At 52.0% G+C, this 25,702-nt stretch carries 29 protein-coding genes and 1 riboswitch; of the genes, 21 read left to right on the top strand and 8 right to left on the bottom strand.

What is annotated here, in order from left to right; all coding sequences use genetic code 11:
* Window positions 1-10: 10 nt before the first annotated feature.
* The 4 genes from cbiB to pduF form a co-directional block, all read right to left on the bottom strand.
* Window positions 11-970: an adenosylcobinamide-phosphate synthase CbiB gene (cbiB, locus tag GHC22_RS08960; RefSeq protein WP_100272192.1), complete on the bottom strand. Its 960-nt coding sequence runs from the start codon at window positions 968-970 to the stop codon at window positions 11-13.
* Window positions 967-2,346 (bottom strand): cobyrinate a,c-diamide synthase, encoded by a 1,380-nt coding sequence (locus GHC22_RS08955; protein ID WP_100272191.1) that lies wholly within the window; start codon window positions 2,344-2,346, stop codon window positions 967-969. Before GHC22_RS08955 ends, cbiB begins: the two co-directional genes overlap by 4 nt.
* Before the next feature lie 87 nt (window positions 2,347-2,433).
* A riboswitch (cobalamin riboswitch) is annotated at window positions 2,434-2,609 on the bottom strand.
* Between the two features lie 332 nt (window positions 2,610-2,941).
* Window positions 2,942-3,853 carry a regulatory protein PocR gene (pocR, locus tag GHC22_RS08950; RefSeq protein WP_003834122.1) on the bottom strand — a complete coding sequence of 304 codons (912 nt, stop codon included), beginning with the start codon at window positions 3,851-3,853 and terminating at the stop codon, window positions 2,942-2,944.
* Between the two features lie 203 nt (window positions 3,854-4,056).
* Window positions 4,057-4,866 (bottom strand): propanediol diffusion facilitator PduF, encoded by an 810-nt coding sequence (gene pduF, locus GHC22_RS08945; protein WP_003030258.1) that lies wholly within the window; start codon window positions 4,864-4,866, stop codon window positions 4,057-4,059.
* A gap of 525 nt (window positions 4,867-5,391) precedes the next feature.
* Here pduF and pduA point away from each other — a divergent pair.
* The 21 genes from pduA to GHC22_RS08840 all read left to right on the top strand — a co-directional run bounded on the left by pduA (window position 5,392) and on the right by GHC22_RS08840 (window position 22,152).
* Entirely contained in the window at window positions 5,392-5,673 is a 282-nt protein-coding gene (gene pduA / locus GHC22_RS08940; RefSeq protein ID WP_003030255.1) for a propanediol utilization microcompartment protein PduA, read from the top strand.
* Complete coding sequence (gene pduB, locus GHC22_RS08935) at window positions 5,673-6,485, top strand: propanediol utilization microcompartment protein PduB (RefSeq protein ID WP_003834129.1); 813 nt, start codon at window positions 5,673-5,675, stop codon at window positions 6,483-6,485. The genes pduA and pduB overlap by 1 nt, the downstream gene beginning before the upstream one ends.
* 18 nt (window positions 6,486-6,503) lie before the next feature.
* Window positions 6,504-8,168 (top strand): propanediol dehydratase large subunit PduC, encoded by a 1,665-nt coding sequence (pduC, locus tag GHC22_RS08930; protein ID WP_003030249.1) that lies wholly within the window; start codon window positions 6,504-6,506, stop codon window positions 8,166-8,168.
* A gap of 10 nt (window positions 8,169-8,178) precedes the next feature.
* Window positions 8,179-8,853 carry a propanediol dehydratase medium subunit PduD gene (gene pduD / locus GHC22_RS08925; protein ID WP_003834131.1) on the top strand — a complete coding sequence of 225 codons (675 nt, stop codon included), beginning with the start codon at window positions 8,179-8,181 and terminating at the stop codon, window positions 8,851-8,853.
* A gap of 14 nt (window positions 8,854-8,867) precedes the next feature.
* Complete coding sequence (gene pduE, locus GHC22_RS08920) at window positions 8,868-9,386, top strand: propanediol dehydratase small subunit PduE (RefSeq protein WP_003030243.1); 519 nt, start codon at window positions 8,868-8,870, stop codon at window positions 9,384-9,386.
* A gap of 15 nt (window positions 9,387-9,401) precedes the next feature.
* A complete protein-coding gene (locus GHC22_RS08915; protein WP_071445404.1) occupies window positions 9,402-11,234 on the top strand; it encodes a diol dehydratase reactivase subunit alpha in 1,833 nt (610 codons plus the stop codon).
* Window positions 11,224-11,574, top strand: a complete 351-nt coding sequence (locus tag GHC22_RS08910) for a glycerol dehydratase reactivase beta/small subunit family protein (protein WP_071445402.1) — start codon at window positions 11,224-11,226, stop codon at window positions 11,572-11,574. Before GHC22_RS08915 ends, GHC22_RS08910 begins: the two co-directional genes overlap by 11 nt.
* Before the next feature lie 19 nt (window positions 11,575-11,593).
* Window positions 11,594-11,869, top strand: coding sequence for a propanediol utilization microcompartment protein PduJ (pduJ, locus tag GHC22_RS08905; RefSeq protein ID WP_001057752.1), 276 nt, complete (start codon window positions 11,594-11,596; stop codon window positions 11,867-11,869).
* A gap of 24 nt (window positions 11,870-11,893) precedes the next feature.
* Complete coding sequence (locus GHC22_RS08900) at window positions 11,894-12,358, top strand: BMC domain-containing protein (protein ID WP_032943897.1); 465 nt, start codon at window positions 11,894-11,896, stop codon at window positions 12,356-12,358.
* On the top strand, window positions 12,358-12,990 hold the full coding sequence (locus tag GHC22_RS08895) for a phosphate propanoyltransferase (protein ID WP_153752737.1): 633 nt from the start codon (window positions 12,358-12,360) through the stop codon (window positions 12,988-12,990). The genes GHC22_RS08900 and GHC22_RS08895 overlap by 1 nt, the downstream gene beginning before the upstream one ends.
* Window positions 12,987-13,478 carry a microcompartment protein PduM gene (gene pduM / locus GHC22_RS08890; RefSeq protein ID WP_008785146.1) on the top strand — a complete coding sequence of 164 codons (492 nt, stop codon included), beginning with the start codon at window positions 12,987-12,989 and terminating at the stop codon, window positions 13,476-13,478. The genes GHC22_RS08895 and pduM overlap by 4 nt, the downstream gene beginning before the upstream one ends.
* 3 nt (window positions 13,479-13,481) lie before the next feature.
* Entirely contained in the window at window positions 13,482-13,757 is a 276-nt protein-coding gene (locus GHC22_RS08885) for a EutN/CcmL family microcompartment protein (RefSeq protein WP_003030211.1), read from the top strand.
* An 8-nt stretch (window positions 13,758-13,765) separates the two neighbouring features.
* A complete protein-coding gene (pduO, locus tag GHC22_RS08880; RefSeq protein ID WP_153752736.1) occupies window positions 13,766-14,773 on the top strand; it encodes a two-domain cob(I)yrinic acid a,c-diamide adenosyltransferase PduO in 1,008 nt (335 codons plus the stop codon).
* Entirely contained in the window at window positions 14,770-16,155 is a 1,386-nt protein-coding gene (gene pduP, locus GHC22_RS08875; protein WP_153752734.1) for a CoA-acylating propionaldehyde dehydrogenase PduP, read from the top strand. Before pduO ends, pduP begins: the two co-directional genes overlap by 4 nt.
* A 10-nt stretch (window positions 16,156-16,165) precedes the next feature.
* Window positions 16,166-17,278 carry a 1-propanol dehydrogenase PduQ gene (locus GHC22_RS08870; RefSeq protein ID WP_153752732.1) on the top strand — a complete coding sequence of 371 codons (1,113 nt, stop codon included), beginning with the start codon at window positions 16,166-16,168 and terminating at the stop codon, window positions 17,276-17,278.
* Entirely contained in the window at window positions 17,275-18,630 is a 1,356-nt protein-coding gene (pduS, locus tag GHC22_RS08865; protein WP_153752730.1) for a cobalamin reductase PduS, read from the top strand. Before GHC22_RS08870 ends, pduS begins: the two co-directional genes overlap by 4 nt.
* A gap of 2 nt (window positions 18,631-18,632) precedes the next feature.
* Entirely contained in the window at window positions 18,633-19,187 is a 555-nt protein-coding gene (pduT, locus tag GHC22_RS08860) for a propanediol utilization microcompartment protein PduT (RefSeq protein ID WP_003030201.1), read from the top strand.
* Entirely contained in the window at window positions 19,187-19,537 is a 351-nt protein-coding gene (gene pduU, locus GHC22_RS08855; RefSeq protein WP_008785151.1) for a propanediol utilization microcompartment protein PduU, read from the top strand. Before pduT ends, pduU begins: the two co-directional genes overlap by 1 nt.
* A 4-nt stretch (window positions 19,538-19,541) precedes the next feature.
* A complete protein-coding gene (pduV, locus tag GHC22_RS08850) occupies window positions 19,542-19,994 on the top strand; it encodes a propanediol utilization protein PduV (RefSeq protein WP_008785152.1) in 453 nt (150 codons plus the stop codon).
* The gene (locus GHC22_RS08845) at window positions 19,979-21,193 is read left to right on the top strand and encodes an acetate/propionate family kinase (RefSeq protein WP_048215992.1); all 1,215 of its coding nucleotides are present in this window, start codon (window positions 19,979-19,981) and stop codon (window positions 21,191-21,193) included. Before pduV ends, GHC22_RS08845 begins: the two co-directional genes overlap by 16 nt.
* A gap of 92 nt (window positions 21,194-21,285) precedes the next feature.
* The gene (locus GHC22_RS08840; RefSeq protein ID WP_003834174.1) at window positions 21,286-22,152 is read left to right on the top strand and encodes an L-threonine kinase; all 867 of its coding nucleotides are present in this window, start codon (window positions 21,286-21,288) and stop codon (window positions 22,150-22,152) included.
* Window positions 22,153-22,192: 40 nt separating this feature from the next.
* On the opposite strand, the gene GHC22_RS08835 is transcribed toward GHC22_RS08840, so the two are convergent.
* From GHC22_RS08835 to dacD, 4 genes are all read right to left on the bottom strand, one after another.
* Complete coding sequence (locus GHC22_RS08835; protein ID WP_003834176.1) at window positions 22,193-22,528, bottom strand: DUF496 family protein; 336 nt, start codon at window positions 22,526-22,528, stop codon at window positions 22,193-22,195.
* A gap of 238 nt (window positions 22,529-22,766) precedes the next feature.
* Window positions 22,767-23,825: an FUSC family protein gene (locus GHC22_RS08830; RefSeq protein ID WP_008785155.1), complete on the bottom strand. Its 1,059-nt coding sequence runs from the start codon at window positions 23,823-23,825 to the stop codon at window positions 22,767-22,769.
* A gap of 107 nt (window positions 23,826-23,932) precedes the next feature.
* Window positions 23,933-24,400, bottom strand: coding sequence for a DNA gyrase inhibitor SbmC (sbmC, locus tag GHC22_RS08825; RefSeq protein WP_008785156.1), 468 nt, complete (start codon window positions 24,398-24,400; stop codon window positions 23,933-23,935).
* A gap of 123 nt (window positions 24,401-24,523) precedes the next feature.
* Entirely contained in the window at window positions 24,524-25,696 is a 1,173-nt protein-coding gene (gene dacD / locus GHC22_RS08820; protein ID WP_032941959.1) for a serine-type D-Ala-D-Ala carboxypeptidase DacD, read from the bottom strand.
* Between the last annotated feature and the right edge of the window lie 6 nt (window positions 25,697-25,702).

Genomic DNA, 25,702 nt, shown 5'->3' with positions numbered 1-25,702 from the left:
TATGTTGTCCTCAGGCTACACCGACCCACAGCCACCGCAGCGCAATAAACAGCGCCAGTGCCAGCGTCGATGCCACCCACATCAGTCGAATCGTATGGGAAATGTCGTCTACCGAAATGTCGCGTTGAGCATCACCGATCCACGGTTTCTCAACGCGCTCGCCAAAGTAGTCATTAGGACCACCCAGCCGAATGCCTAATGCCCCGGCTACAGATGCCTCTGACCACGCACAGTTTGGGCTGCTGTGGTTGTAGCGATCGCGCCAGCCAATCTGTAAAGCTCGCGAGCCGTCTTTACGGCATAAAAATGCCGCCACGCCCAGCAGCAGCCAGCTCAGTCTTGCAGGAATAAAGTTCGCGACATCGTCCAGACGCGCGCTGACCATACCAATAGCGCGGTATTTTTCATGTTTGTAACCCACCATGGAGTCAAGGGTGTTTACCGCTTTGTAGGCCATCGCCAGGGGCGCACCGCCGAGGAGGAGAAAGAACAACGGCGCGATAATGCCGTCTACGGTGTTTTCAGCCACGGTTTCCACCACCGCGCGATTGATCTGCTGCGGTTGCAGCTGTGAGGTATCACGCCCCACAATCCATGACAATTTTTCCCGACTCACAGCAAGGTCACCGGCCCGTAGCGGACGTTCGACATCCTGCGCGGCCTTTGCCAGGCAGCGTCCGGCCAGCACGGTAAAGATCATCCATACCTCTACCACCCACCCCAACCAGGGATGAATAGATTCTGCCAGTGCCAGCACGCCCCAGGACACAGCCCAGGTCAGACCAACCACCACAACCCACATCACCGCGCCGCCGATGCGCAGCGCACGGTCGCTATGGCAATAACGCCGAATAACTCGCTGCACGGCAGAAATCAGATTGCCAATCCAGCGCACCGGATGTGGCCAGTTCTGCGGATCGCCGATGATAAAATCAAGCAGCCAGGCAACACACCATGCAAGGATCGTCATAGCGCACTCCTCGCGGCTGCCAGCCAATGGTTAAGCATCTGCGGACGTTGAGCAAAATGAACGTGTAGATAGCTGGCAAAGGTGTTTCCGACCTGCCAGCCGCCGGACCAGGCTTGCAGCGTTTTACCATCGCGCACTTTGCGACAGTTCATCACCGCTGGCGTTTCAGGGGTAAAATCGGAATAGTGGAATTCATGCCCGCGCAGCACTTCGCCTTCTGCAGCTAACAATGTTTGCTGCGCGGCCTGCGCTTCGCAGTAGCCAAATCGGGTCAGACGTTTCCCCATTTTGCTGTGGCCGGGAATGATATCCGCCATCGGCCAGATATCGCCGTTGCTGTCCTCAAGCGAACTGCCGAGATACATCAGCCCGCCGCACTCTGCATAAATCGCGACGCCACGTTGATGAGCCTCTCGCAGTTGATTCAGCATCGAGACATTGCGAGCCAGCGCCGCAGCGTGTAGCTCAGGATATCCGCCACCTAACCAGATCATCTGACAGTCCGGTAAACAGGTGTCGTGCAACGGGCTAAAACGAACAATATTTAGTCCCGTACGTTCCAGCAGCGTAATGTTATCCGGGTAGTAGAAGTTGAAGGCTTCGTCATCGGCAATGGCAACCGTTAGCCCTGCTCCGGCGTCTGCGGCAGGAAGCGCGGGCCATTCGCCAGCAGGAAGATTGGTTGACTGGCTTAATGTCAGAAGCGCGTCGATATCAAGGGTTTGCTCCAGCGTCGCGGCAAAAGCCTGCCACGGTTGCTGATTGATAACCGACTCACGTGCGGTTACTAAACCCAGATGACGTTCGGGAAGGGCAACACCCTCCATACGGGGTACGTAGCCCAAGACGGGTACATCGCAGTATCGTTCGATTGCGACTTTCAGTAACTGGTAATGCGTTTCGCTGTTAACCCGATTAACAATAACCCCGGCGATGTTCAGGGTGGAATCAAAATGCTGAAAACCCATTACCGTGGCGGCGATTGAAGTGGAAACGGCTTTGCCATCAACCAGTAAGATGACCGAACAGCCTAACTGTTTAGCCATCGCGGCGGTGCTGCAGTAGTTTGGATCGGTACCATAGCCGTCATACAGCCCCATCACACCTTCAATAACGGCGATATCCGCATGTTGCATCTGCTCGTTGAATAGAGCGTTCAGCGTGGGGACGGGAAGCATGAAGCTATCAAGATTGCGGGAAGCGGTACCGCATACCGCTGTATGCCAGCCGGTATCAAGGTAATCAGGACCTACTTTGCAAGGCTGGACGCGCAAACCGCGTTTTTTCAACAAGCTCAACAAGCCCAGCGTCACCGTGGTTTTACCACAGCCGCTTCCGGTACCTGCAAGAACAAATGCGTGAAAATTGGCCGCCATACCCTGATCCTGTTCAGGGTGGTAGGGGTGTAGAGATACCCAGTCTCTCGACTGTATGCATCTGAACCACCCACTTCCCACCGAAGTTGTTGGTAGTCACTGACAGGCAGGTCTTCTGGCTTAGCGTCATCCTCACCCGTCCTTCCCAATCTTGCGATCAGTGGTCCATACGGGGTCGTCAGCATCACAGCAGCGGGGGCTGCGGGGGATTCTCACCCCCTTCCCTACCACAAATGTGGCAAACCTGTCAGTTCAAGAGCCTGGTTAATTAAGCTCTCTGTTATGAGGTAAATTCACGACCTCATGACAATAATTCAATTTAATATCTTTCCGAGTTCATTCAGCCAATTTTCTGGCCTTAACCCACTTATTCATACGTTCACTTTTTGAATGAAAGTATCAGCTAAGAATAAAGAAAGTCATTCACACAGACACTGTATCTCATCACAAAAATAAAAACTGGTGCAGTTTATCCCTCTAATACCATTATTTTGTTGCGCTATGACAATTTATTGACTGCTGTTGTCACATTTCATTTTATAATGACTAACATAGCGCCCTATATCAAAAATCGGCAATAGCAAAATATTGCTATTTAAGCGGATTCACCACGTGAAATGACATTTATTTGCTGGCGAAATGCCTGCGGCGTAACCTGATAGGTCTGGCGGAAAACTTTGCAAAAATAACTTGTTTGCGAAAAGCCTAAATTACGCGCAATGCTGGCTATGCTCCAGTCACTGTGACAAAGCAGCTCTTTGGCACTGGCCATTCTTTGCTGGTTTACCCATGCGTTAAAACCAATACCCTGATATTTTTTGAACAATTTGCTGAAATAGTACGGGCTAAGGAAAACATGAGAGGCAACATCTTCCAGACGTAGATCGTCTGATAAATGTGCATCAATATAGCGCAGGGCTTTTTTCATTTTACTGTCATGAGGGTTGGTACTACGGTTAGCGCGTACCGGCTCTGACTGCTGCGGGTTATCTTTGATAACAACAAAATTAAGTTGTTTCTTAAGGCAATTTTCGACGATGAGCTTGAGTAAATCCGCTGAAGCAATGACGCGAGAATAGTCCATTTCAGGTACATTACGGAACTCGTTTACCAGCTCTGGATCGGCTTGCCAGCGGTCATCGACGTTCAGAATATCAACGAGGCCTACATCGTTACTTAAGCGTACTTGTCCACAAAGCACGAACCCTACCAGGTGTCCCGCGATGACCAGCGGAATTGAGAAATCGGTAAGCCCGGCATGGCAGCGATAAATGCAGGGTTGATCGGATTTAGAGGCTTCCAACCCTCCACAGCGGTCGCTCATACGACAACGCGTACTATGCTGAGGATGCTGGCGCATCAACTGGCAAAAAGGAGTGAAATTAAAAAGCTCAGAAATTTCATCACCGTGAATATTGACAACCACAACAGCCAGACTGGTGGCCTGTGCAAAATCCTGTGCGATTTTATTAATGAGTTCTGAGTTCAGGGCACTCGCAGAAATCATGATAAAACCTCTCAGTTAATTTATTGTTATAAATAAAACATATTATTCACACATTCATTTTCATCTCGCAATCCAGCGCTCTGATGAAAGTCAGCATTGAACATAACAAAAGTCTCCCATTGTTGGGAGACTTTTTAAGCCGTTCAGGAAACCGGATCACGAAAACAGTTTTTACCTTTCAATAATAAACATCTTTCGTGAAGCTAGCTCTCGTTTTCCTCCAACTTACACGAATTACACGGTAAATTTTTGCCAATAAAATAACGATAAATTGCTGCGCCCGCACAGGCGCCGATGATGGGTGCCACAATCGGCACGATGAAATAAGGGATATCGCGCCCCCCGGTCATCGCAACATCACCCCACCCGGCCATCCAGGCAAACAATTTAGGACCAAAATCACGTGCCGGGTTCATCGCAAAACCGGTAAGTGGACCGGTTGATGCGCCAATAACAGCAACCAGAATACCAATCAGCAGTGGTGCTAACGGGCCTTTGGGAACACCGTTACCGTCATCCGTTAGCGCCATAATCATCCCCATCAGAATGGAGGTAATCACCACTTCGACCAGTGCGGCCTGCCAGACACTCAGTGCGGCGGCAGGATACGTACTAAAAATGCTGGCAAGTTGCAGGCTTTCCAGACTACCGCGTACCATTTGATGGGCTGATTCATACTCAATAAATAAGCTGCCGTACAACAAATAGGCCAGCATAGCGCCACCAAAGGCCCCCGCTATCTGAGCGACAGAATAAGGTAGTACCTTACGACCCGGAAAACAGGCAAACAACCAAAGTGCGATGGTAATAGCGGGGTTGAGATGGGCCCCAGAAATCCCGGCTGTCAGGTAAACTGCAAGCGAGATCCCCAAGCCCCATATGATGCAGATCTCCCACAATCCCAAACTGGCACCCGCGACCTTCAGGGCGCTCAGGCACCCAATACCAAAAAACAAAAATAGTCCGGTACCTAAAAACTCAGCAATACATTGCGCTCTTAGTGAATCGTTCATTGTGACACCTTCTAAGCAGAGTTCGTGTCTTTACCAGCGGACTCCTTGCTGGCAGGAAGATTACTTCAAGGCTTACTATAAAAATCTGTATCGGCAAATTGTTGGCAATCTGCAAGCGACATGCCCTTAAAAATCGTGTTGTGATAGCAAATTCTTGCTATCACCTTTATTAAAGCAGGCAGTAAAACGAGGATTTACCCTATTAAAAGTACATTTTCAAAATAATAAAATATTGCGAACAGCAGAATTCCATTTTCAAACGATCATCACAATTTCATTTTTCTCGCATAGCAAATGATATTTAAACTGTCACTCGGAAAAGTGTAAATATGGAATTAACACAACCAAATAGTCACATTACCCAAACTAAAAATAACCAACAAAAACAAATTGTTATGATGGCACATGGCAATTTTATCTCACCATAACCCCACTATTTTTTCACTCTTACTTTCAACTCAGCCATTCTTTTTCCTCGCTTCTTTTTATAGTCATGAAAATCGGGACAACCCAGGCGAGGTCTTTATGCAACAAGAAGCGTTAGGAATGGTAGAAACCAAAGGCTTAACTGCAGCCATAGAGGCCGCAGATGCAATGGTGAAGTCAGCCAATGTAATGCTGGTCGGCTACGAAAAAATTGGTTCGGGACTGGTAACAGTCATTGTCCGTGGCGATGTCGGCGCAGTCAAAGCAGCAACAGATGCAGGTGCCGCCGCAGCCCGTAATGTGGGAGAAGTGAAAGCCGTACACGTCATCCCACGCCCGCATACCGATGTAGAAAAAATCTTACCGAAGGGAATTAGCTAATGAGCAGCAATGAGCTGGTTGAACAGATCATGGCGCAGGTGATTGCTCGCGTGGCAACGCCGGAACAGCAGGCTATCCCTGAAAATAATCCTCCAACACGAGAAACGGCTATGGCAGAGAAAAGCTGCAGTTTAACGGAGTTTGTCGGTACCGCGATTGGCGACACCGTCGGTCTGGTAATCGCCAACGTAGACAGCGCCCTACTGGACGCAATGAAACTTGAAAAACGGTATCGCTCCATTGGCATCCTTGGCGCCCGTACTGGCGCAGGTCCGCACATCATGGCCGCCGATGAAGCGGTAAAAGCCACCAATACTGAAGTCGTCAGTATTGAGTTACCACGTGATACCAAAGGCGGCGCAGGTCATGGTTCGCTGATTATTCTTGGCGGCAACGATGTTTCCGACGTGAAACGCGGCATTGAAGTCGCACTGAAAGAACTGGATCGCACCTTTGGCGATGTTTATGCCAACGAAGCCGGTCACATCGAAATGCAGTACACCGCACGCGCCAGCTACGCGCTGGAAAAAGCCTTTGGCGCACCGATTGGCCGTGCCTGTGGCGTTATCGTCGGCGCGCCAGCATCCGTTGGTGTCCTGATGGCCGATACGGCCCTGAAATCCGCCAACGTGGAAGTTGTGGCCTACAGCTCCCCTGCCCATGGCACCAGCTTCAGTAACGAAGCCATTCTGGTTATTTCGGGTGACTCTGGCGCTGTTCGTCAGGCCGTTATCTCCGCCCGTGAAATCGGTAAAACCGTACTCGGGACCCTCGGCTCAGAGCCGAAAAACGATCGTCCGTCCTACATCTGATATCAGTGAGGCTGATTCATGAGATCGAAAAGATTTGAAGCACTGGCGAAGCGCCCTGTGAATCAGGATGGTTTCGTTAAGGAGTGGATCGAAGAAGGCTTCATTGCGATGGAAAGCCCGAACGACCCCAAACCGTCGATTAAAATCGTCAACGGTACAGTCACTGAACTGGACGGTAAATCCGCCAGTGAATTTGACTTAATCGACCATTTCATTGCCCGCTATGGCATTAACCTGGCGCGCGCTGAAGAGGTCATGGCGATGGACTCGGTCAAACTGGCCAATATGCTTTGCGACCCTAACGTGAAGCGCAAAGACATTGTGCCGCTGACCACCGCAATGACGCCGGCAAAAATTGTCGAAGTAGTGTCCCATATGAACGTCGTTGAGATGATGATGGCGATGCAGAAAATGCGTGCTCGTCGTACACCATCTCAACAAGCGCACGTCACTAACGTCAAAGATAACCCGGTGCAGATTGCCGCTGATGCCGCTGAAGGCGCATGGCGCGGGTTTGACGAACAGGAAACAACCGTTGCCGTTGCACGTTATGCGCCATTTAACGCCATTGCGCTGTTAGTCGGCTCACAGGTTGGACGCCCGGGCGTATTAACCCAGTGCTCGCTGGAAGAAGCTACCGAACTTAAACTCGGCATGCTAGGCCACACCTGCTACGCGGAAACCATCTCCGTCTATGGTACTGAACCCGTCTTTACCGACGGCGATGACACGCCATGGTCGAAAGGCTTCCTCGCCTCGTCCTACGCATCCCGTGGTCTGAAAATGCGCTTTACCTCCGGCTCTGGCTCAGAAGTTCAGATGGGTTACGCCGAAGGCAAATCAATGCTTTATCTGGAAGCCCGCTGCATTTACATCACCAAAGCTGCGGGCGTACAGGGCCTGCAAAACGGTTCAGTAAGCTGCATCGGTGTCCCTTCCGCCGTGCCGTCAGGCATTCGTGCAGTGTTGGCTGAAAACCTGATTTGTTCCTCTCTGGATCTGGAATGCGCCTCCAGCAACGACCAAACCTTTACCCACTCGGATATGCGTCGTACTGCGCGTCTGCTGATGCAGTTCCTGCCGGGTACTGACTTCATTTCTTCTGGTTATTCCGCGGTGCCGAACTACGACAACATGTTTGCGGGTTCGAACGAGGATGCTGAAGATTTTGACGACTACAACGTTCTTCAGCGCGACCTGAAAGTAGACGGCGGTCTGCGCCCGGTTCGCGAAGAAGACGTTATCGCCATTCGTAACAAAGCGGCACGTGCGCTGCAGGCCGTCTTTGCCGGGATGGGATTACCACCAATCACTGATGAAGAAGTGGAAGCTGCGACCTACGCCCACGGTTCGAAAGATATGCCGGAACGTAACATCGTTGAAGACATCAAGTTTGCACAAGAGATCATCAATAAAAACCGTAACGGTCTGGAAGTGGTGAAAGCCCTTGCTCAGGGCGGATTTACCGATGTCGCTCAGGACATGCTCAATATCCAGAAAGCCAAGTTAACCGGGGATTACCTGCATACCTCCGCCATTATCGTTGGCGACGGACAGGTGCTATCCGCCGTCAATGATGTTAACGACTATGCCGGTCCGGCAACAGGTTATCGCCTGCAGGGCGAACGCTGGGAAGAAATCAAAAACATCCCTGGCGCACTTGATCCCAACGAGCTTGGCTAAGGGGTGAAAAATGGAAATTAATGAAAAACTACTGCGCCAGATAATTGAAGATGTGTTGTCTGAAATGCAGACCAGCGACAAACCCGTCTCTTTCCGCGCATCTACAGCGGCAAGCGCACCTCAGGCTGCGGCGACACAGGGAGACAGCTTTCTGACCGAGATTGGTGAAGCCAAACAAGGCCAGCAACAGGATGAAGTGATTATTGCCGTAGGGCCGGCGTTCGGGCTCTCGCAAACCGTCAATATCGTAGGTATCCCGCATAAGAATATCTTGCGCGAAGTGATTGCCGGTATTGAAGAAGAAGGCATTAAAGCGCGCGTTATCCGCTGCTTTAAATCCTCCGATGTGGCGTTTGTCGCCGTTGAGGGGAACCGTCTGAGCGGTTCCGGGATCTCTATCGGCATCCAGTCAAAAGGTACCACGGTTATCCACCAGCAGGGGTTACCGCCGCTTTCAAACCTGGAGCTGTTCCCTCAGGCACCGCTTCTGACGCTGGAAACCTATCGTCAGATCGGTAAAAACGCCGCGCGTTATGCCAAGCGTGAATCTCCGCAACCGGTCCCTACTCTGAATGACCAGATGGCCCGTCCTAAGTACCAGGCGAAATCGGCCATTCTGCACATTAAAGAGACCAAATACGTTGTGACAGGCAAAAACCCGCAGGAACTGCGCGTGGCGCTTTGATAAAGGATACCTCCATGAATACCGACGCAATTGAATCGATGGTTCGGGATGTGTTGAGCCGGATGAACAGCCTGCAAGGCGAGTCTGCGACTCCGCCCGCGGCGAGTTCATCAGCACATACCGCGAAAGTCACGGATTACCCTCTCGCGAATAAACATCCTGAGTGGGTAAAAACTGCGACCAACAAAACGCTGGACGACTTCACGCTTGAAAATGTTCTGAGCAACAAAGTGACCGCGCAGGACATGCGCATCACCCCTGAAACACTGCGCCTGCAGGCGGAAATCGCCAAAGATGCCGGACGTGACAGGCTGGCGATGAACTTCGAGCGCGCAGCCGAGCTAACCGCTGTTCCTGACGATCGCATTCTTGAGATCTACAACGCGCTGCGCCCGTACCGCTCAACAAAAGATGAGCTGATGGCTATCGCCGACGATCTCGAAAATCGTTATCAGGCAAAAATCTGTGCAGCTTTCGTTCGTGAAGCGGCAGCGCTGTACGTTGAGCGTAAAAAACTCAAAGGCGACGACTAACTCAGGGAAAGGATCATGCGATATATAGCTGGCATTGACATAGGCAACTCATCAACGGAGGTCGCTCTGGCTACTCTGGATGAGTCTGGCGTGCTGAGCATCACCGGCAGCGCGCTGGCAGAAACCACCGGAATTAAGGGCACATTACGTAATGTGTTTGGCATTCAGGAGGCCCTTACGCTGGCGGCAAAAAACGCCAGTATCAATGTCAGCGATATTTCGCTCATCCGTATTAACGAAGCCACCCCGGTCATTGGCGACGTGGCGATGGAAACAATAACCGAAACCATCATCACTGAATCCACCATGATCGGCCATAACCCTAAAACACCGGGCGGCGTCGGGTTAGGCGTGGGCGTCACTATTACGCCGGAAGACCTTCTCAGTCGCCCGGCGGATACGCCCTATATTCTGGTGGTGTCATCGGCATTTGATTTCGCCGATGTTGCTACGATGATTAATGCCTCCGTCCGTGCTGGATACCAGTTGACTGGCGTTATTTTGCAGCAGGACGATGGCGTGTTGGTCAGCAATCGTCTGACTCACCCCCTGCCCATCGTCGATGAAGTCCTTCATATCGACCGTATCCCGTTGGGGATGCTGGCTGCCATTGAGGTCGCTGTACCAGGAAAGGTCATTGAAACCCTTTCTAACCCCTACGGCATTGCAACTGTCTTTAGCCTCAATGCCGATGAGACTAAAAACATTGTTCCGATGGCACGGGCGCTGATCGGCAACCGTTCAGCCGTGGTGGTGAAAACGCCGTCAGGTGATGTGAAAGCGCGAGCGATTCCTGCCGGAAATCTGGAGCTACAGTCTCAGGGTCGTACCGTACGGGTTGACGTTGCCGCGGGCGCCGAAGCGATTATGAAAGCGGTTGGTGAATGCCCAAAACTGGATAACGTGACCGGAGAAGCTGGCACCAATATTGGCGGCATGCTGGAGCATGTGCGCCAGACGATGGCTGAATTAACCAACAAACCCAGTCATGAAATTTTTATTCAGGATCTGCTGGCGGTCGATACCTCGGTACCCGTTAGCGTGACGGGTGGACTTGCCGGTGAGTTCTCGCTGGAACAGGCTGTCGGCATAGCCTCCATGGTGAAATCAGACCGCCTGCAAATGGCGATGATTGCCCAGGAGATCACGCAAAAGCTCAACATTGATGTCCAGGTTGGCGGGGCCGAAGCCGAAGCTGCCATTCTGGGAGCCTTAACAACTCCGGGCACAACACGACCACTGGCTATTCTGGATCTCGGCGCGGGTTCAACCGACGCTTCTATCATCAATCCTAAGGGCGAAATTATTGCCACGCACCTGGCAGGCGCAGGCGATATGGTCACGATGATCATTGCCCGTGAACTGGGCCTGGATGACCGTTATCTCGCTGAAGAGATTAAAAAGTATCCGTTGGCGAAAGTTGAGAGCTTGTTCCACCTTCGCCACGAAGACGGCAGTGTTCAGTTCTTCCCTACGCCTCTCCCACCAACGGTTTTTGCGCGCGTGTGCGTAGTGAAACCCGATGAACTGGTGCCACTGCCTGGTGAACTGGCGCTGGAGAAAGTACGGGCCATTCGCCGCAGCGCTAAGGAGCGCGTTTTCGTTACTAACGCACTCAGAGCGCTACGTCAGGTCAGTCCGACCGGGAACATTCGGGATATTCCCTTTGTGGTGCTGGTTGGCGGCTCATCTCTGGATTTTGAAGTTCCACAGCTGGTCACCGATGCTCTGGCGCATTATCGACTGGTTGCCGGGCGCGGCAACATTCGTGGTACCGAAGGTCCACGCAATGCGGTTGCGACAGGACTGATTCTCTCCTGGCATAAGGCATTCGCTCATGGAAAGTAATCTCACCACCCCAGCCATCGTTATCTTCACCAGTGCTGACTGTGCTGACGTCTGGAATGACGTACTGCTGGGTATTGAAGAAGAAGGGATCCCCTTTGTGATTCAGGAGAGTGGCTCAACTGACGTTATCCACAACGCATGGTTGGCCGCCTGCCAGTCTCCATTGCTGGTCGGTATTGGCTGTAGCCGCGAAAAACTGGTCGTGCATTACAAAAACTTACCCACGTCAGCACCACTTTTTACGCTGACATATCAACAAAATAGCCACGATCGCCGCAGCATTGGTAACAACGCTGCGCGGCTGGTTAAAGGCATTCCGTTCCGGGAATGCCACTCATAACCCACAGGAGAAAAGCAGTATGAATAACGCACTGGGACTGGTTGAAACAAAAGGGCTTGTCGGCGCTATTGAAGCCGCTGATGCCATGGTGAAATCCGCAAACGTGCAGTTGGTTGGTTACGAAAAAATCGGCTCTGGCCTTATCACCGTTATGGTTCGCGGTGATGTCGGCGCGGTGAAAGCAGCCGTAGATGCTGGAAGCGCAGCCGCAAGCGCCGTTGGTGAGGTGAAATCCTGCCATGTTATCCCGCGTCCGCACAGCGACGTTGAAGCCATTTTACCTAAATCCGCATAAGTCGTTGCAACCAAGGAGCACAGCGTGAAGCAATCACTGGGATTACTTGAAGTTAGTGGTCTGGCATTAGCCATCAGTTGCGCGGACGTCATGGCGAAAGCCGCCTCCATCACGCTGGTGGGCCTCGAAAAAACCAACGGCTCAGGCTGGACGGTGATCAAGATAATCGGGGATGTGGCCTCCGTCCAGGCGGCCATTTCCACCGGTGTCAGTTTCGCTGACCAGCGAGATGGACTGGTGGCTCACAAAGTCATTTCCAGACCCGGGGACGGGATCCTGTCGCATAGCGTTGTCCTGGAGCCTGAGCCAACGCCCGAACCCATACCAGCCGTACCGCATGAAGAGATATTTGTAGACCATGATGTACCCGAAGCCCCGCAAGATGCAGAGTTGATTAGCTGCAATTTGTGTCTTGATCCTGCCTGCCCTCGCCAAAAAGGTGAGCCGCGCACACTTTGTCTTCACTCTGGCAAACGAGGTGAAGCGTAATGGATAAACAGCAACTGGAGACCACTGTCGCTAAGGTTCTGGATGAAATGCGCGAGCGCCCGATTCCGCTGGGGATCTCTAATCGTCATATTCATCTGTGCGCTGAAGATTACGGTCGCTTGTTTCCCAATCACCCCATTAGTGAGAAAAAAGGGCTGCTGCAGCCAGGACAATATGCAGCAGAGCAGACTGTCACGCTGGTGGGGCCAAAAGGTCAGTTAAAAAATGTGCGTTTACTCGGCCCGCTGCGCAGTACCAGCCAGGTCGAAATTTCTCGTACCGACGCCCGCACGTTGGGAATTGCTGCTCCGCTGCGGATGTCGGGCAATATTCAGGGCACACCCGGTGTTCGTCTCGTCAGCCCATTTGCTGAACTGGACTTAGCATCTGGGGTGATCGTCGCCCAACGGCATATCCATATGTCTCCGCTCGATGCTCTGATTCTGCGGGTTTCCCATGGCGATAAAGTTTCGGTCGCCATTAATGGCGATGAACGTCGACTGATTTTCGATAACGTCGCCGTACGCGTTTCGCCGGATATGCGCCTCGAAATGCATATCGATACAGACGAAGCCAATGCTGCAGGCGCTGATAATCCCCAGACATTCGCCACACTGGTGACCTCACGATGAACAACGAACTGCTGCAACGCATTATCGAGGAGGTTGTTTCCCGATTAAAAAAACGCGCGGAAAGCACGCTCACTCTTAGCGTCGCGCAGTTACGGGAAATCGATTCACGGACAGTATGCTGCCAGTACTCGTCGCTCCATCTCCAGCAAGTGGATCTGCCATTACTGGAACAAATTGCCGAAGGCTGCCCAGCCAACATGTCGGTGGGAAAGATTCACGACGCGCTGGCATGCGGAGTCCGCGTGAAAATTTCACTACAACACCGATTGTTACCCGCAATCCCCGTGAAAAAACTCGCACGTCTGCCGCTGGAGTTCAATGACGAACGGGGACGAATCATCTTTTTGCATCCTGAGAAGCTTCTCAGCTATGCCGACGTCGCCCAATTAAGGGATGGCGTACTGGTGTTGCGCCGTCGGTGTGTCGTGACGGCTCTGGCTCAGGAAGCAGTCAGTCTGCGAAATGTCCAACTAATTAAGCAGGAGTGAGCTATGCATCTGGCCCGGGTTACAGGCGTTGTGGTTTCCACGCAAAAATCCCCATCACTGGTGGGAAAAAAACTGTTGCTGGTACGTCGGGTAAGTGCTGACGGAGAGCTTCCTGCATCCCCTGTGAGTGGAGATGAAGTCGCTGTTGATTCTGTCGGCGCAGGGACCGGCGAACTGGTATTACTCAGCAGCGGATCCAGCGCCAGACACGTTTTTTCTGGCCCTAATGAGGCCATCGATCTGGCTATCGTCGGCATTGTCGACACGCTTTCTCGTTAGGAGGAATTATGGCGATTTATACCCGCACTGGTGATGCCGGAACAACAGCCCTCTTTACCGGACAGCGCGTGAGCAAAACGCATCCACGCGTGGAAGCCTACGGTACGCTGGACGAACTGAATGCGGCGCTAAGTCTGTGCATTTGTGCAGCGAAAAACCCGCAGCACCGGCAGTTACTTGAGAATATCCAGCTGCAGCTTTTTTGGTTCAGCGCCGAACTGGCAAGCGAAAGCGAAGAACCAACGCCAGAGCAGCGCTACATCAGCTCGGAAGAAATTGCGGCACTGGAAGCTGCCATCGATACCGCAATGGGAAGAGTACCGCCCCTGCGCAGCTTTATTCTACCTGGCCGCAGCGAAGCCGCCAGCCGACTGCACTTTGCCCGTACGCTGGCACGCCGCGCAGAGAGACGACTGGTCGAGCTCTCCACCGAGATCTCCGTCAGACACGTGCTGATGCGTTATATCAATCGCCTGTCCGACTGCTTATATGCGCTTGCACGAGCAGAAGATCATGACGCCCATCAAAACGACATCATTCAGAAAGTGGCTGAGCGCTATCTCGCTGCCGTTCAAGCACCAGCCATAAAGGAGCCGACTATGTCTCTGTCTTTTCAGGAGCTCCACCAACTCACTCGCGCTGCGGTGACGAGAGCAGAAGAACTTCAGGTTCCGGTCGTCATTAGCATTGTTGATGCCAACGGGACCCAAACGGTGGTCTGGCGCATGCCTGACGCATTACTCGTGAGTAGCGAACTGGCACCCAAAAAAGCCTGGACTGCCGTGGCGATGAAAACCGCCACACATGAGCTGACATCGGCAGTGCAACCCGGCGCTGTGCTTTACGGTCTGGAAAGCCATATGCAGGGAAAAGTCGTCACCTTCGGTGGCGGGTACGCATTATGGCGTGAGGGTTTACTCCTCGGGGGTCTTGGCATCAGCGGAGGAAGCGTTGAACAGGATATGGACATTGCAGAAACGGCCATTGCGGCGATTAACGTGAGAACACATCAATGAATACTTCAGAACTTGAAACCCTTATTCGTAACATTTTGAGTGAGCAACTCGCCCCGGCAAAAGCAGAAGTTCAGGGTAACGGTATTTTTCCGTCCGTTGGCGAAGCTATCGATGCAGCGCATCAGGCTTTTCTGCGTTACCAGCAATGTCCATTGAAAACCCGCAGCGCCATCATAAACGCCCTACGCGAAGAACTGACGCCTCATCTTGCTTCACTGGCCGCTGAGAGCGCTGCCGAAACGGGGATGGGTAACAAAGAGGATAAGTTCCTTAAAAATAAAGCCGCGCTGGACAACACTCCGGGTATCGAAGATCTCACCACCACGGCGTTAACCGGTGACGGCGGCATGGTGTTATTCGAGTATTCACCGTTTGGCGTGATTGGTTCTGTCGCCCCCAGTACAAACCCGACAGAGACCATTATTAACAACAGCATCAGCATGCTGGCGGCAGGGAATAGCGTTTACTTCAGTCCGCATCCGGGTGCTAAAAAGGTTTCACTCAAGCTGATTGCCATGATCGAAGATATTGCTTTCCGTTGCTGCGGAATTCGTAATCTTGTCGTCACGGTCACAGAACCCACTTTTGAGGCTACCCAGCAGATGATGGCGCACCCTAAAATCGCAGTTCTGGCGATTACCGGTGGCCCTGGCATTGTTGCTATGGGCATGAAAAGCGGGAAAAAAGTCATCGGCGCAGGCGCAGGAAATCCACCCTGCATTGTTGATGAAACGGCCGACCTGGTTAAGGCGGCGGAAGATATCATCAATGGCGCATCCTTTGATTACAACCTCCCCTGCATTGCTGAGAAGAGCCTGATTGTTGTTGATGCCGTTGCCGAACGACTGGTTCAACAGATGCAGTCTTTTGGTGCGATGCTTCTCAATAGCGTAGAGGTAGACAAACTGCGTGCTGTCTGTCTACCAGAAGGCATAGCCAATAAAAAACTGGTGGGTAAAAGCCCGGCAACCTTACTGGAAGCAGCAGGAATACCGGTTCCGGCAAAAGCACCTCGACTACTGACAGGCATCGTCAAGGCTGACGACCCGTGGGTTACCAGCGAGCAATTGATGCCAATGCTCCCCGTCGTAACGGTGAGCGATTTTGACAGTGCATTAACGTTGGCCCTGAAAGTTGAAGAGGGATTGCATCACACCGCCATTATGCATTCGCAAAATGTGTCACGTTTGAACCTTGCCGCGCGCACGCTTCAGACCTCCATCTTTGTGAAAAATGGCCCCTCTTACGCCGGGATCGGCGTTGGTGGTGAAGGTTTTACAACCTTCACTATTGCGACGCCAACCGGTGAAGGAACAACATCTGCGCGCACTTTCGCACGCTCTCGTCGTTGCGTGCTGACAAACGGTTTTTCTATTCGCTAATGGGGCCGTTATGAATAGCTTTTCACTGCAAACTCGATTGTACAGCGGCCAGGGAAGTCTGGATGTACTCAAGCGTTTCACGAATAAGCATATCTGGATTATCTGCGATGGTTTTCTCGCACGTTCTCCCCTGATTGAAAAGCTGCGCAACGCTCTGCCAGCGGATAACCGCATCAGCATTTTCAGCGATATCACCCCCGATCCCACCATCGGCACGGTAGTTCAAGGGATTGCACAAATGCAGTCCCTGCAACCAGACGTCGTGATGGGTTTTGGTGGCGGCTCAGCACTGGACGCTGCAAAAGCCATCGTCTGGTTCAGCCGACAGTTCGGTATTGAAATTGAAACCTGTGTCGCAATTCCCACCACCAGCGGCACAGGCTCCGAGGTAACCAGTGCCTGCGTGATTAGCGATCCGGATAAAGGCATTAAATATCCATTATTCAATAATGCGCTTTACCCGGACATGGCCATCCTTGATCCAACGTTGGTCGTCAGCGTACCACCTGCCATCACCGCGAATACCGGCATGGACGTGTTAACGCATGCACTGGAGGCTTACGTGTCCACGAAGGCCAGCGACTTCACAGACGCACTGGCTGAAAAAGCGGCTCAAATCGTCTTCCAGTACCTGCCTGTCGCCGTCAGCAAAGGCGACTGTCTGGCAACCAGGGGGAAAATGCACAATGCATCAACGCTCGCGGGAATGGCATTTAGTCAGGCTGGACTGGGGATAAATCATGCGATTGCCCATCAGTTGGGTGGTCAGTTTCATCTGCCGCATGGACTTGCCAATGCGCTGCTGCTGACCCATGTCATTCATTTTAATGCCCGCGATCCGCGAGCTGCGAAGCGCTATGCCCGTTTTGCTAAAGCCTGCCACCTATGCCCGGATAACGCGAACGATACAGCGGCATTGAATGCGCTCATTCATCATATTGAGCTACTGAAAAAACAGTGTGCGTTGCCTTCTTTTGTTGACGCGCTTAAAGACGGAAAGCAAGCCTGGTCACAACGTATCCCATTGATGGTTCAGGCCGCGCTGGCTGACGTCACGCTGCAAACCAATCCTCGTGTTGCTGATGCCAGTGCCATGCAGGAACTGCTTGAGGAATTATTATGAAGACGGCCATGACGGCAGAGTCCACGCTTTATGATGCGCAGACCATTCGCGAACGCGTTCGCGCAGCGGGTGTTGTCGGAGCCGGAGGCGCAGGCTTTCCTGCTCACGTAAAATTACAGGCGCAGGTCGATACCTTTCTGGTCAATGCGGCTGAATGTGAGCCAATGCTGAAAGTTGACCAGCAGTTGATGGCCGTCCAGGCTGAGCGACTTATCCGCGGCGTTCAATATGCCATGACGGCGACCGGAGCCAGTGCCGGGATTATTGCGCTCAAAGAGAAATACCAGAAGGCTATCAATGCATTAACGCCCCTTCTGCCTGCCGGGATCCGCTTACATATTTTGCCTGATGTCTACCCGGCTGGTGACGAGGTTCTGACCATCTGGATGGCAACAGGTCGGAGAGTTCCGCCTGCCGCGCTGCCGGTTAGCGTCGGTGTGGTGGTCAATAACGTCCAGACCGTGCTCAACATCGCCAGAGCAGTTGAGCAGCAGTACCCCGTTACGCGTCGCACCCTGACCGTTAACGGCGCAGTCGCCAGTCCCATCACACTCACTGTCCCTATCGGAATGTCTTTACGTGACGTTCTGGCGCTGGCCGGTGGTGCAACCGTTGACGATCCCGGTTTTATTAACGGAGGTCCGATGATGGGCGGCCTGATTACTTCACTGGATACCCCCGTAAGCAAGACCACCGGGGGCCTGCTGGTTTTGCCTAAGTCTCATGCGTTGATTCAGCGGCGGATGCAGGATGAACGCACCGTGCTTTCTGTAGCAAAAACCGTTTGCGAGCAGTGCCGTTTGTGTACGGATTTGTGCCCAAGGCATTTGATCGGCCATGAATTATCCCCGCACCTGTTGGTTCGTGCGGTTAATTATCAGCAGGCGGCCACACCGCAGCTGCTGCTCACGGCCCTGACCTGTTCAGAATGCAACGTGTGTGAAAGCGTAGCCTGCCCGGTTGGGATTTCACCGATGCGCATCAACCGTATGCTGAAACGCGAGCTGCGGGCGCTCAACCATCGTTATGAAGGGCCGCTAAATCCTGAGGATGAAATGGCGAAATACCGGTTGATCCCGGTTAAGCGCCTTATTACCAAACTGGGTCTTAGCGACTGGTATCACGATGCGCCACTGGCTGAGACTGATTATTCCACAGATAAAACGACGCTGTTGTTACGCCAGCATATTGGTGCCAGCGCCATCCCATGTGTAGAACAAGGCGAACGCGTTGTTCGCGGTCAATGCGTTGCCGATGTGCCGTCCGGTGCATTAGGCGCGCCTGTTCACGCCAGCATTGACGGTATTGTCAGCGAAATCACTGAGCAATCTATCACGGTAATTAGAGGTTAATCATGTCTCAGGCTATAGGGATTTTAGAACTCACCAGCATTGCCAAAGGGATGGAAGCTGGTGATGCCATGTTAAAAAGCGCGAATGTGAATTTACTGGTCAGCAAGACCATCTGCCCGGGAAAATTTCTACTCATGCTCGGTGGTGACGTAGGTGCCGTACAACAGGCGATTGCCACTGGAACATCTCTTGCTGGCGATATGCTCGTTGACAGTCTGGTACTCCCCAACATTCATGCCAGCGTACTCCCCGCAATCAGCGGACTAAACAGCGTGGATAAGCGTCAGGCTGTTGGTATTGTCGAAACATGGAGCGTTGCTGCCTGCATCTGCGCCGCCGACCGGGCGGTTAAAGCCTCCAACGTCACGCTGGTACGTGTCCATATGGCATTTGGTATTGGCGGCAAGTGCTACATGGTCGTTGCTGGCGATGTATCCGATGTGAATAACGCAGTGACGGTTGCCAGTGAAAGTGCGGGTGAAAAAGGCCTGCTGGTTTACCGCTCGGTCATACCTCGCCCGCATGAAAGCATGTGGCGACAAATGGTGGAGGGATAATGGAAAGACAACCCACCACGGATCGAATGATTCAGGAATATGTACCAGGCAAACAGGTCACGCTGGCGCATCTTATTGCTAATCCAGGTAAAGATTTGTTCAAGAAGCTGGGATTACCAGATGCGGTTTCCGCAATCGGTATTCTGACCATTACCCCCAGCGAAGCCTCAATCATCGCCTGTGATATCGCCACGAAATCCGGGGCGGTAGAGATTGGTTTTCTCGACAGGTTTACCGGTGCGGTGGTTCTGACGGGTGATGTTTCCGCCGTTGAGTACGCGCTGAAACAGGTAACCCGAACGCTGGGCGAAATGATGCGTTTTACCGCGTGCCCCATCACTCGGACGTAATCTCATGAAACGTATCATGCTAATTGGCCCCAGCCAGTGCGGTAAAACATCGCTCACACAGTGCATGCGGGGAGAAGCGCTTCACTACCAGAAAACTCAGGCCATAGTCTGGTCTCCTACGACAATAGACACACCGGGTGAATATCTTGAGAACCGCTGCCTGTACAGCGCGCTGCTGGCCAGCGCCTGTGAAGCAGACATTATTGCGCTGGTACTCAATGCTGACGCGCCGTGGTCACCATTTTCTCCCGGTTTTACCGGACCAATGAACCGACCCGTTATTGGCCTCGTTACCAAAGCCGATTTAGCCAACCCGCAGCGTATTTCTCTTGTGGAGAGTTGGTTAGTTCAGGCTGGCGCGCAAAAAGTATTTGTCACCAGCGCGCTGGAGAATACTGGGGTCGATGAGATGTTCATTTTTCTGAATGCAAAGGAACCTTCATGTCTCACAAAATAATGGCCATTAATGCAGGTAGTTCCTCGCTTAAATTTCAACTACTGGCGATGCCGCAGGGTGAAATGATCTGTCAGGGGTTGATTGAACGTATCGGTTTGTCTGATGCGCAGGTCACCCTAAAAACACCAGCGCAGAAATGGCAGGAGACTTTGCCCGTAGCCGATCACCGTGAAGCCGTAACGTTGCTCCTGGAAAAACTGCTCAACCACCACATTATCAGCAGTCTGGAAGAGATCGACGGCGTGGGCCATCGCGTCGCGCACGGCGGGGAATCCTTTAAAGACTCTGCGCTGGTAACTGATGAAACGCTCGCAGAAATCGAGCGACTCGCGGAACTGGCCCCTCTGCATAACCCGGTAAATGCGTTGGGGATCGCGGTATTCCGCCAGCTATTGCCCAAAACGCCAGCCGTTGCGGTGTTCGACACTGCCTTTCATCAAACGCTTGATGAGCCTTCTTTCATCTATCCCCTGCCCTGGCGTTACTATTCAGAGTTGGGTATTCGTCGCTATGGTTTTCATGGTACCAGCCACAAATACGTTAGCTCACAGCTTGCTGAAAAACTGGGTGTACCACTCAGCGCCCTGCGCGTTGTTTGTTGTCATCTGGGCAACGGCAGCAGCATCTGCGCCATCAAAGGCGGACAATCGGTGAATACGTCAATGGGCTTTACGCCGCAGTCTGGCGTGATGATGGGCACGCGAAGTGGCGATATCGATCCATCCATTTTACCGTGGATTGCCCTGCGAGAAGGCAAAACACCGCAGCAGCTCAACCAATTGCTCAACAATGAGTCCGGATTGCTCGGTGTTTCTGGCATCTCACCTGACTACCGCGACGTTGAACATGCCGCAGATACGGGCAATCACCAGGCGGCGCTGGCGTTGACGCTTTTTGCTGAGCGCATTCGTGCCACCATTGGTAGCTATATTATGCAGATGGGCGGTCTGGATGCCCTGGTGTTTACCGGTGGTATTGGCGAAAACTCCGCACGGGCGCGCGCTGCGATTTGTCGTAATCTGAATTTCCTGGGGCTGGCCGTTGATGAGGAAAAAAATCAGCGTAATGCCACCTTCATTCAGACGGAAAATGCGATGGTCAAAGTGGCGGTGATTAATACCAATGAAGAGCTGATGATTGCGCAAGACGTTATGCGTTTAGCGATATCTGAAACTGTGACATTGGGCATTCCTGCATAATACTGCCGCACCGCAAATTGCGGCAAATCATGGTAATAGCGCGATCGCCATGACACTATGCGCCGAAGATTTCTGATCACATAGGTGAAGACGTGGCTGTTGCGCAATGTCCCGCATCGTGCGGAGAACTTATCCAGGGCTGGATTCTGGGCAGTGAGAAATTGGTCTCCTGCCCGGTTGAATGGTATAGCACCGTTGAGGTCACTTCAGGTTCACCGCTGACAGATGAACGTCCACTTTCGCGGGCGATGGTTGAGAGGTTATTGCTGCACTGGCAATACCCGGCACAAATGAGTCAGGATATTCGAATTGATGTCCAGTCAACCATTCCTGTCGCTAAAGGGATGGCCAGCAGCACAGCGGATATCGCCGCCACGGCAATCGCCACGGCGCAGTATCTGGGTCATCAGCTAGACGAATCCACTCTGGCGCAGCTTTGCGTTTCGCTGGAACCTACCGACAGCACCGTTTTCCGCCAGCTTACGCTGTTCGATCACAACGACGCCTCCACGCAAATTGCCTGTGAAGCCCAGCCTCAACTCGATCTGCTGGTTCTCGAAAGCCCGGAAACCTTGCTTACTGCTGATTATCACCGTACTCCACGCCAGTCAGGGTTACTGGCAGGCGCTCCAGCGCTGAAACGCGCATGGGAAAAGGTACAGGAAGCCTGTATCAGTCAAAATCCTTATCGGATGGGTGAAGCCGCCACGCTGAGCGCGATCGCCAGCCAGTTGCTGTTACCTAAACCAAATTTTGATTCACTTTTAGCGCTGGTAGAAGAATGTGATTTATACGGTGTCAACGTTGCGCACAGTGGCAGCGTAGTCGGTCTGATGCTCGACAGAAAGCGTCATGATGTGGACTACATTAAATGGATGCTGACGCAGAAAAAATTGACGGAACACTGGCCGGAACAGCATTTGTTGCGGATGGTAACTGGCGGGGTCGAACTGCAATAAGGGCCGCCGCTAAGCAGCGACCCGGACAAGCATAAAATCGTTACTCGGCTTTCGCTTCGCCGTTTTTCACTTCGCCCATCGCTTTCAGCTTTTTAGAGATGTCGCGGCGCTCTTTAGAGATCTCAGCGTTTTTGATGATGTAATCATCAACACGATCTTCATAATCGCTTTTCATGCTGGCGATAATGCCCTGAATCGCTTCCACGCTCATTCCAGGCTTGATGTAGTCGCTCAGGTTGTCCAGCAGCAGAACACGTTTCTGGTTGTCACGGATCTTTTTCTCAACGTCCTGGATTTCACGTTGCAGTTTGTTTTTACGACGGAACAGACGAACAAATTCCAGCACGTCCTGGAAAGAAGGCTTGGTAGTTTCCATTTTTACACCCCTGATAATGTGAGATTCGGATTCGTTAAAACAACGGCTAAAGTGGGTCAACATTACTTTCATGCCCGCCATACTTCAAGTTGCATCTGCATCGACCATGCATGGTTGAAACCTGAATTATCGAGGGTAAAGCCATTGCAGTTACCAATGGTTTTAGCCTTTTTCAGTATCATACCTCTAATCGTTGCTGAATCGAAGCAGCAGTAGAACCAATCCCCTCATCTGCTCTTTATTTGCGCAGCGCGCGACAGATCAAATGAGAGAGCAACTCCAGCTGTCGCGCCATTTCCATATTTAGCCAAACGTAGCCGTGAATGGGCGTTTCAGCGACATTATCGCCCTTATGCTCAGCAATAAGCTGACGTAACTCCACCACGGTGTCATTGAGTTTTTCCGTATTGGCAAGCACCGGTTGTGGATTACCTTCATACAATGCGTGGGTTATCGTCAGTAGCGCCTGTTGTGTCCTGAGCTGTGTTTCACGCAAAGTATGCGCATTCAACATAACAAAGTGGCTTGTACGGCTGGCCCAGAGCGCATTGATTTGCAGCTCAAGCATGCAGACCAGGTTACGATTAACCGTCTGAATAGCTTCAAAGATTGATTTTTGAATGCGGGTTTCTTTGCTGGCAGGAACGATGAGCCCACGCATTTTGACAACATCACTTAAAAGCTGTTGTAAATGCTTCTCCAGTCGCGGTTGCTCCAGCAGGTTGGGAGATAGCGCAGCCTGATACACCCGATTGTACCCCGTTACGCAATGCGCCAACTGAATTCGCCAGTGTATAAATGCCCGCTGCGGCCAGATACCGGTAAACAGCATAGCCAGTAATGAACCCAGAATAACATCGCCGCCGCGCCATAACGCTGTGTTCATATCACCAGCGGGGGCGCCCACAACGACCGCAAGCGTTATACCAATCAGCAACGCCTGATACGGCTTTTTACCCAGTGCCAGCCAGCCGCAGAGAAACATCGCTACCGCGCACCATATCAGCATTAGCGGAAGTGAAAAGAGTTCCAGACGCAGGGCCACCAGCCCAAGTACCGAACCCAGAATTGTCCCGCCAATACGCTCAAACGCTCTGGGGACAACGTTCCCCCAAAAGGAAATAGGCCCCATAATTACCACCAACGTAATCAGAGGCCATGTACCTTCAGGAATGTTCAACAGGCGAACCAACAGAAAAGTAAAAAGAAACGCCAGCGCAATGCGAACACCATGCACCACACGATAATGACGATACAAACGAATTTCAAAAGGACTCAGTGACTTATCTGCACGCACTCATGCACTCCGTCAGGGAATTGCAAAGAACAGAATTGTACCTGTTTTTTGAGTGAAAACATCACCCTGATGACCAGGACATTCATCCTGATTTACACCAAAAACAGTTACTTCGACTGTACCGGCACGTACATTTCAATGTCCCAGTAGCCGTCCTCCATGCCATTGTTCATATAAACTTCAAAGCAAGGTTTAGCGGCTATCGCATACGTCGAATCCTGCAGCAGGCGCTCAAAGAACTGATACCACGGCGTCGCGAAGTCATGATTTTCAACGCGCGCAACGGCGATAGCATAGTCGCCCCCCGCCAGTTCGGTCTGGATCACCCCTTCGCTGTTTTCTGGGATCTCAAAACCTTCAGGCACAGACACCACGGTATCACAACGCAGTTTTTCCGCCGGAACAACGTCAGGATTGTCGTAATAAACGGCTATCCATTCCAGCGGTACGATCTGCTTACCGTCGACCCACATCATTAACTGCTCGAAACCCTGCTTTACCGTTTGTTCCCACGGTCCAACCATATGGAAACCGGCAATTATGCGTTTCTCAACCTGCTTTATCTCGTACTCCATATAACCTCCGTTATTACACTGTATTTATATACAGTGTAATTTTTAGGTATGACGGCCACAAGGAATCAGTGATTATTATGTGAGCAGATTCGCACTCTTGCCAGTCAGGCACATTAGGAAAAACTACGCCTTGTGGTGGAAGTAATCGCTCAAACGCGAGAAGACGCCGCCTTCGTTGACAGACTCCAGCGTAACCAGAGGCCAGTGCGCCACCAGTTTATCCCGATCGTAGAGTTCAATTTCCCCCACACGTTGATGGGCAGCAATGGGGGCAACCAGTTCTTTCTTATCAAGAACATATTTTGCCTTGATATTAGCGACTTCGGCTTTAGGCAGGGCCATCCAGAAATCCTGCTCTGTGCCAAGGCTAATTTTTTCTTTATCGCCGTACCAGATCCGTTCAATACCAACCTGCTTACCGCTACGTAATACCTGCACAGTATCGAAGTTCTGTTGTCCCCATTGCAGCAGTTTTCGCGCCTGGTCTTCACGCCCTTTCGCACTCTCCGCCCCCATCACAACTGCAATCAGGCGGCGCTGCCCATCAACGGCAGAAGCAATCAGGTTGAATCCAGCGCCGGAGGTATGTCCTGTCTTCAGACCATCGACGTTCATAGTTTTATCCCACAACAAACCGTTACGGTTTTGCTGCGTGATTCCGTTCCAGGTAAGGCTTTTTTCACTGTACATATGGTAGAAATCCGGCTCTCCATGGATGATAGCTCTCGACAGCACGGCCAGATCGTATGCTGAGCTGTGCTGACCTGGCGCATCCAGACCATGTACCGTTTCAAAATGCGTGTCCCGCAGGTTCAGCTTTTGCACATAGTTGTTCATCATCGCGACAAACTGCGGCTGCCCTCCGGCGATGTAATCCGCCAGCGCCACGCAGGCATCATTACCGGAATCAACAATTAGCCCGCGACTCAGGTCGCGCACAGAAACGCGATCACCTTCTTTCAGGAACATTAAGGATGAACCGACGAATACCGGATTATCTTTCGCCCAGGCATCGCGCCCTACGGTGACAATATCTGTCGGACTAATACGCTTGCTGTCGATTGCGCGATCAACAACATAGCCGGTCATCAGCTTGGTCAGGCTGGCAGGGTTGCGCTGCTGGTGTTCATTTCCGGCTGTCAGGATTTGGCCCGTGGTGTAATCCATTAATACCCACGCACCGGCATTAATTGCCGGAGGCTGTGGAGCGAAACTGGCGACGTCGGTCGCGTACGCAGGCGAAAAACTCATCGCAAATAGTGAAGCGGCAATAAACAAACGGCGTTTCAACAGCATGTCCTC

It is taken from the genome of Citrobacter sp. H12-3-2 (assembly GCF_009649895.1).
GTDB lineage: Bacteria > Pseudomonadota > Gammaproteobacteria > Enterobacterales > Enterobacteriaceae > Citrobacter > Citrobacter portucalensis.
This window is presented reverse-complemented; position numbering and strand designations above follow the sequence as displayed.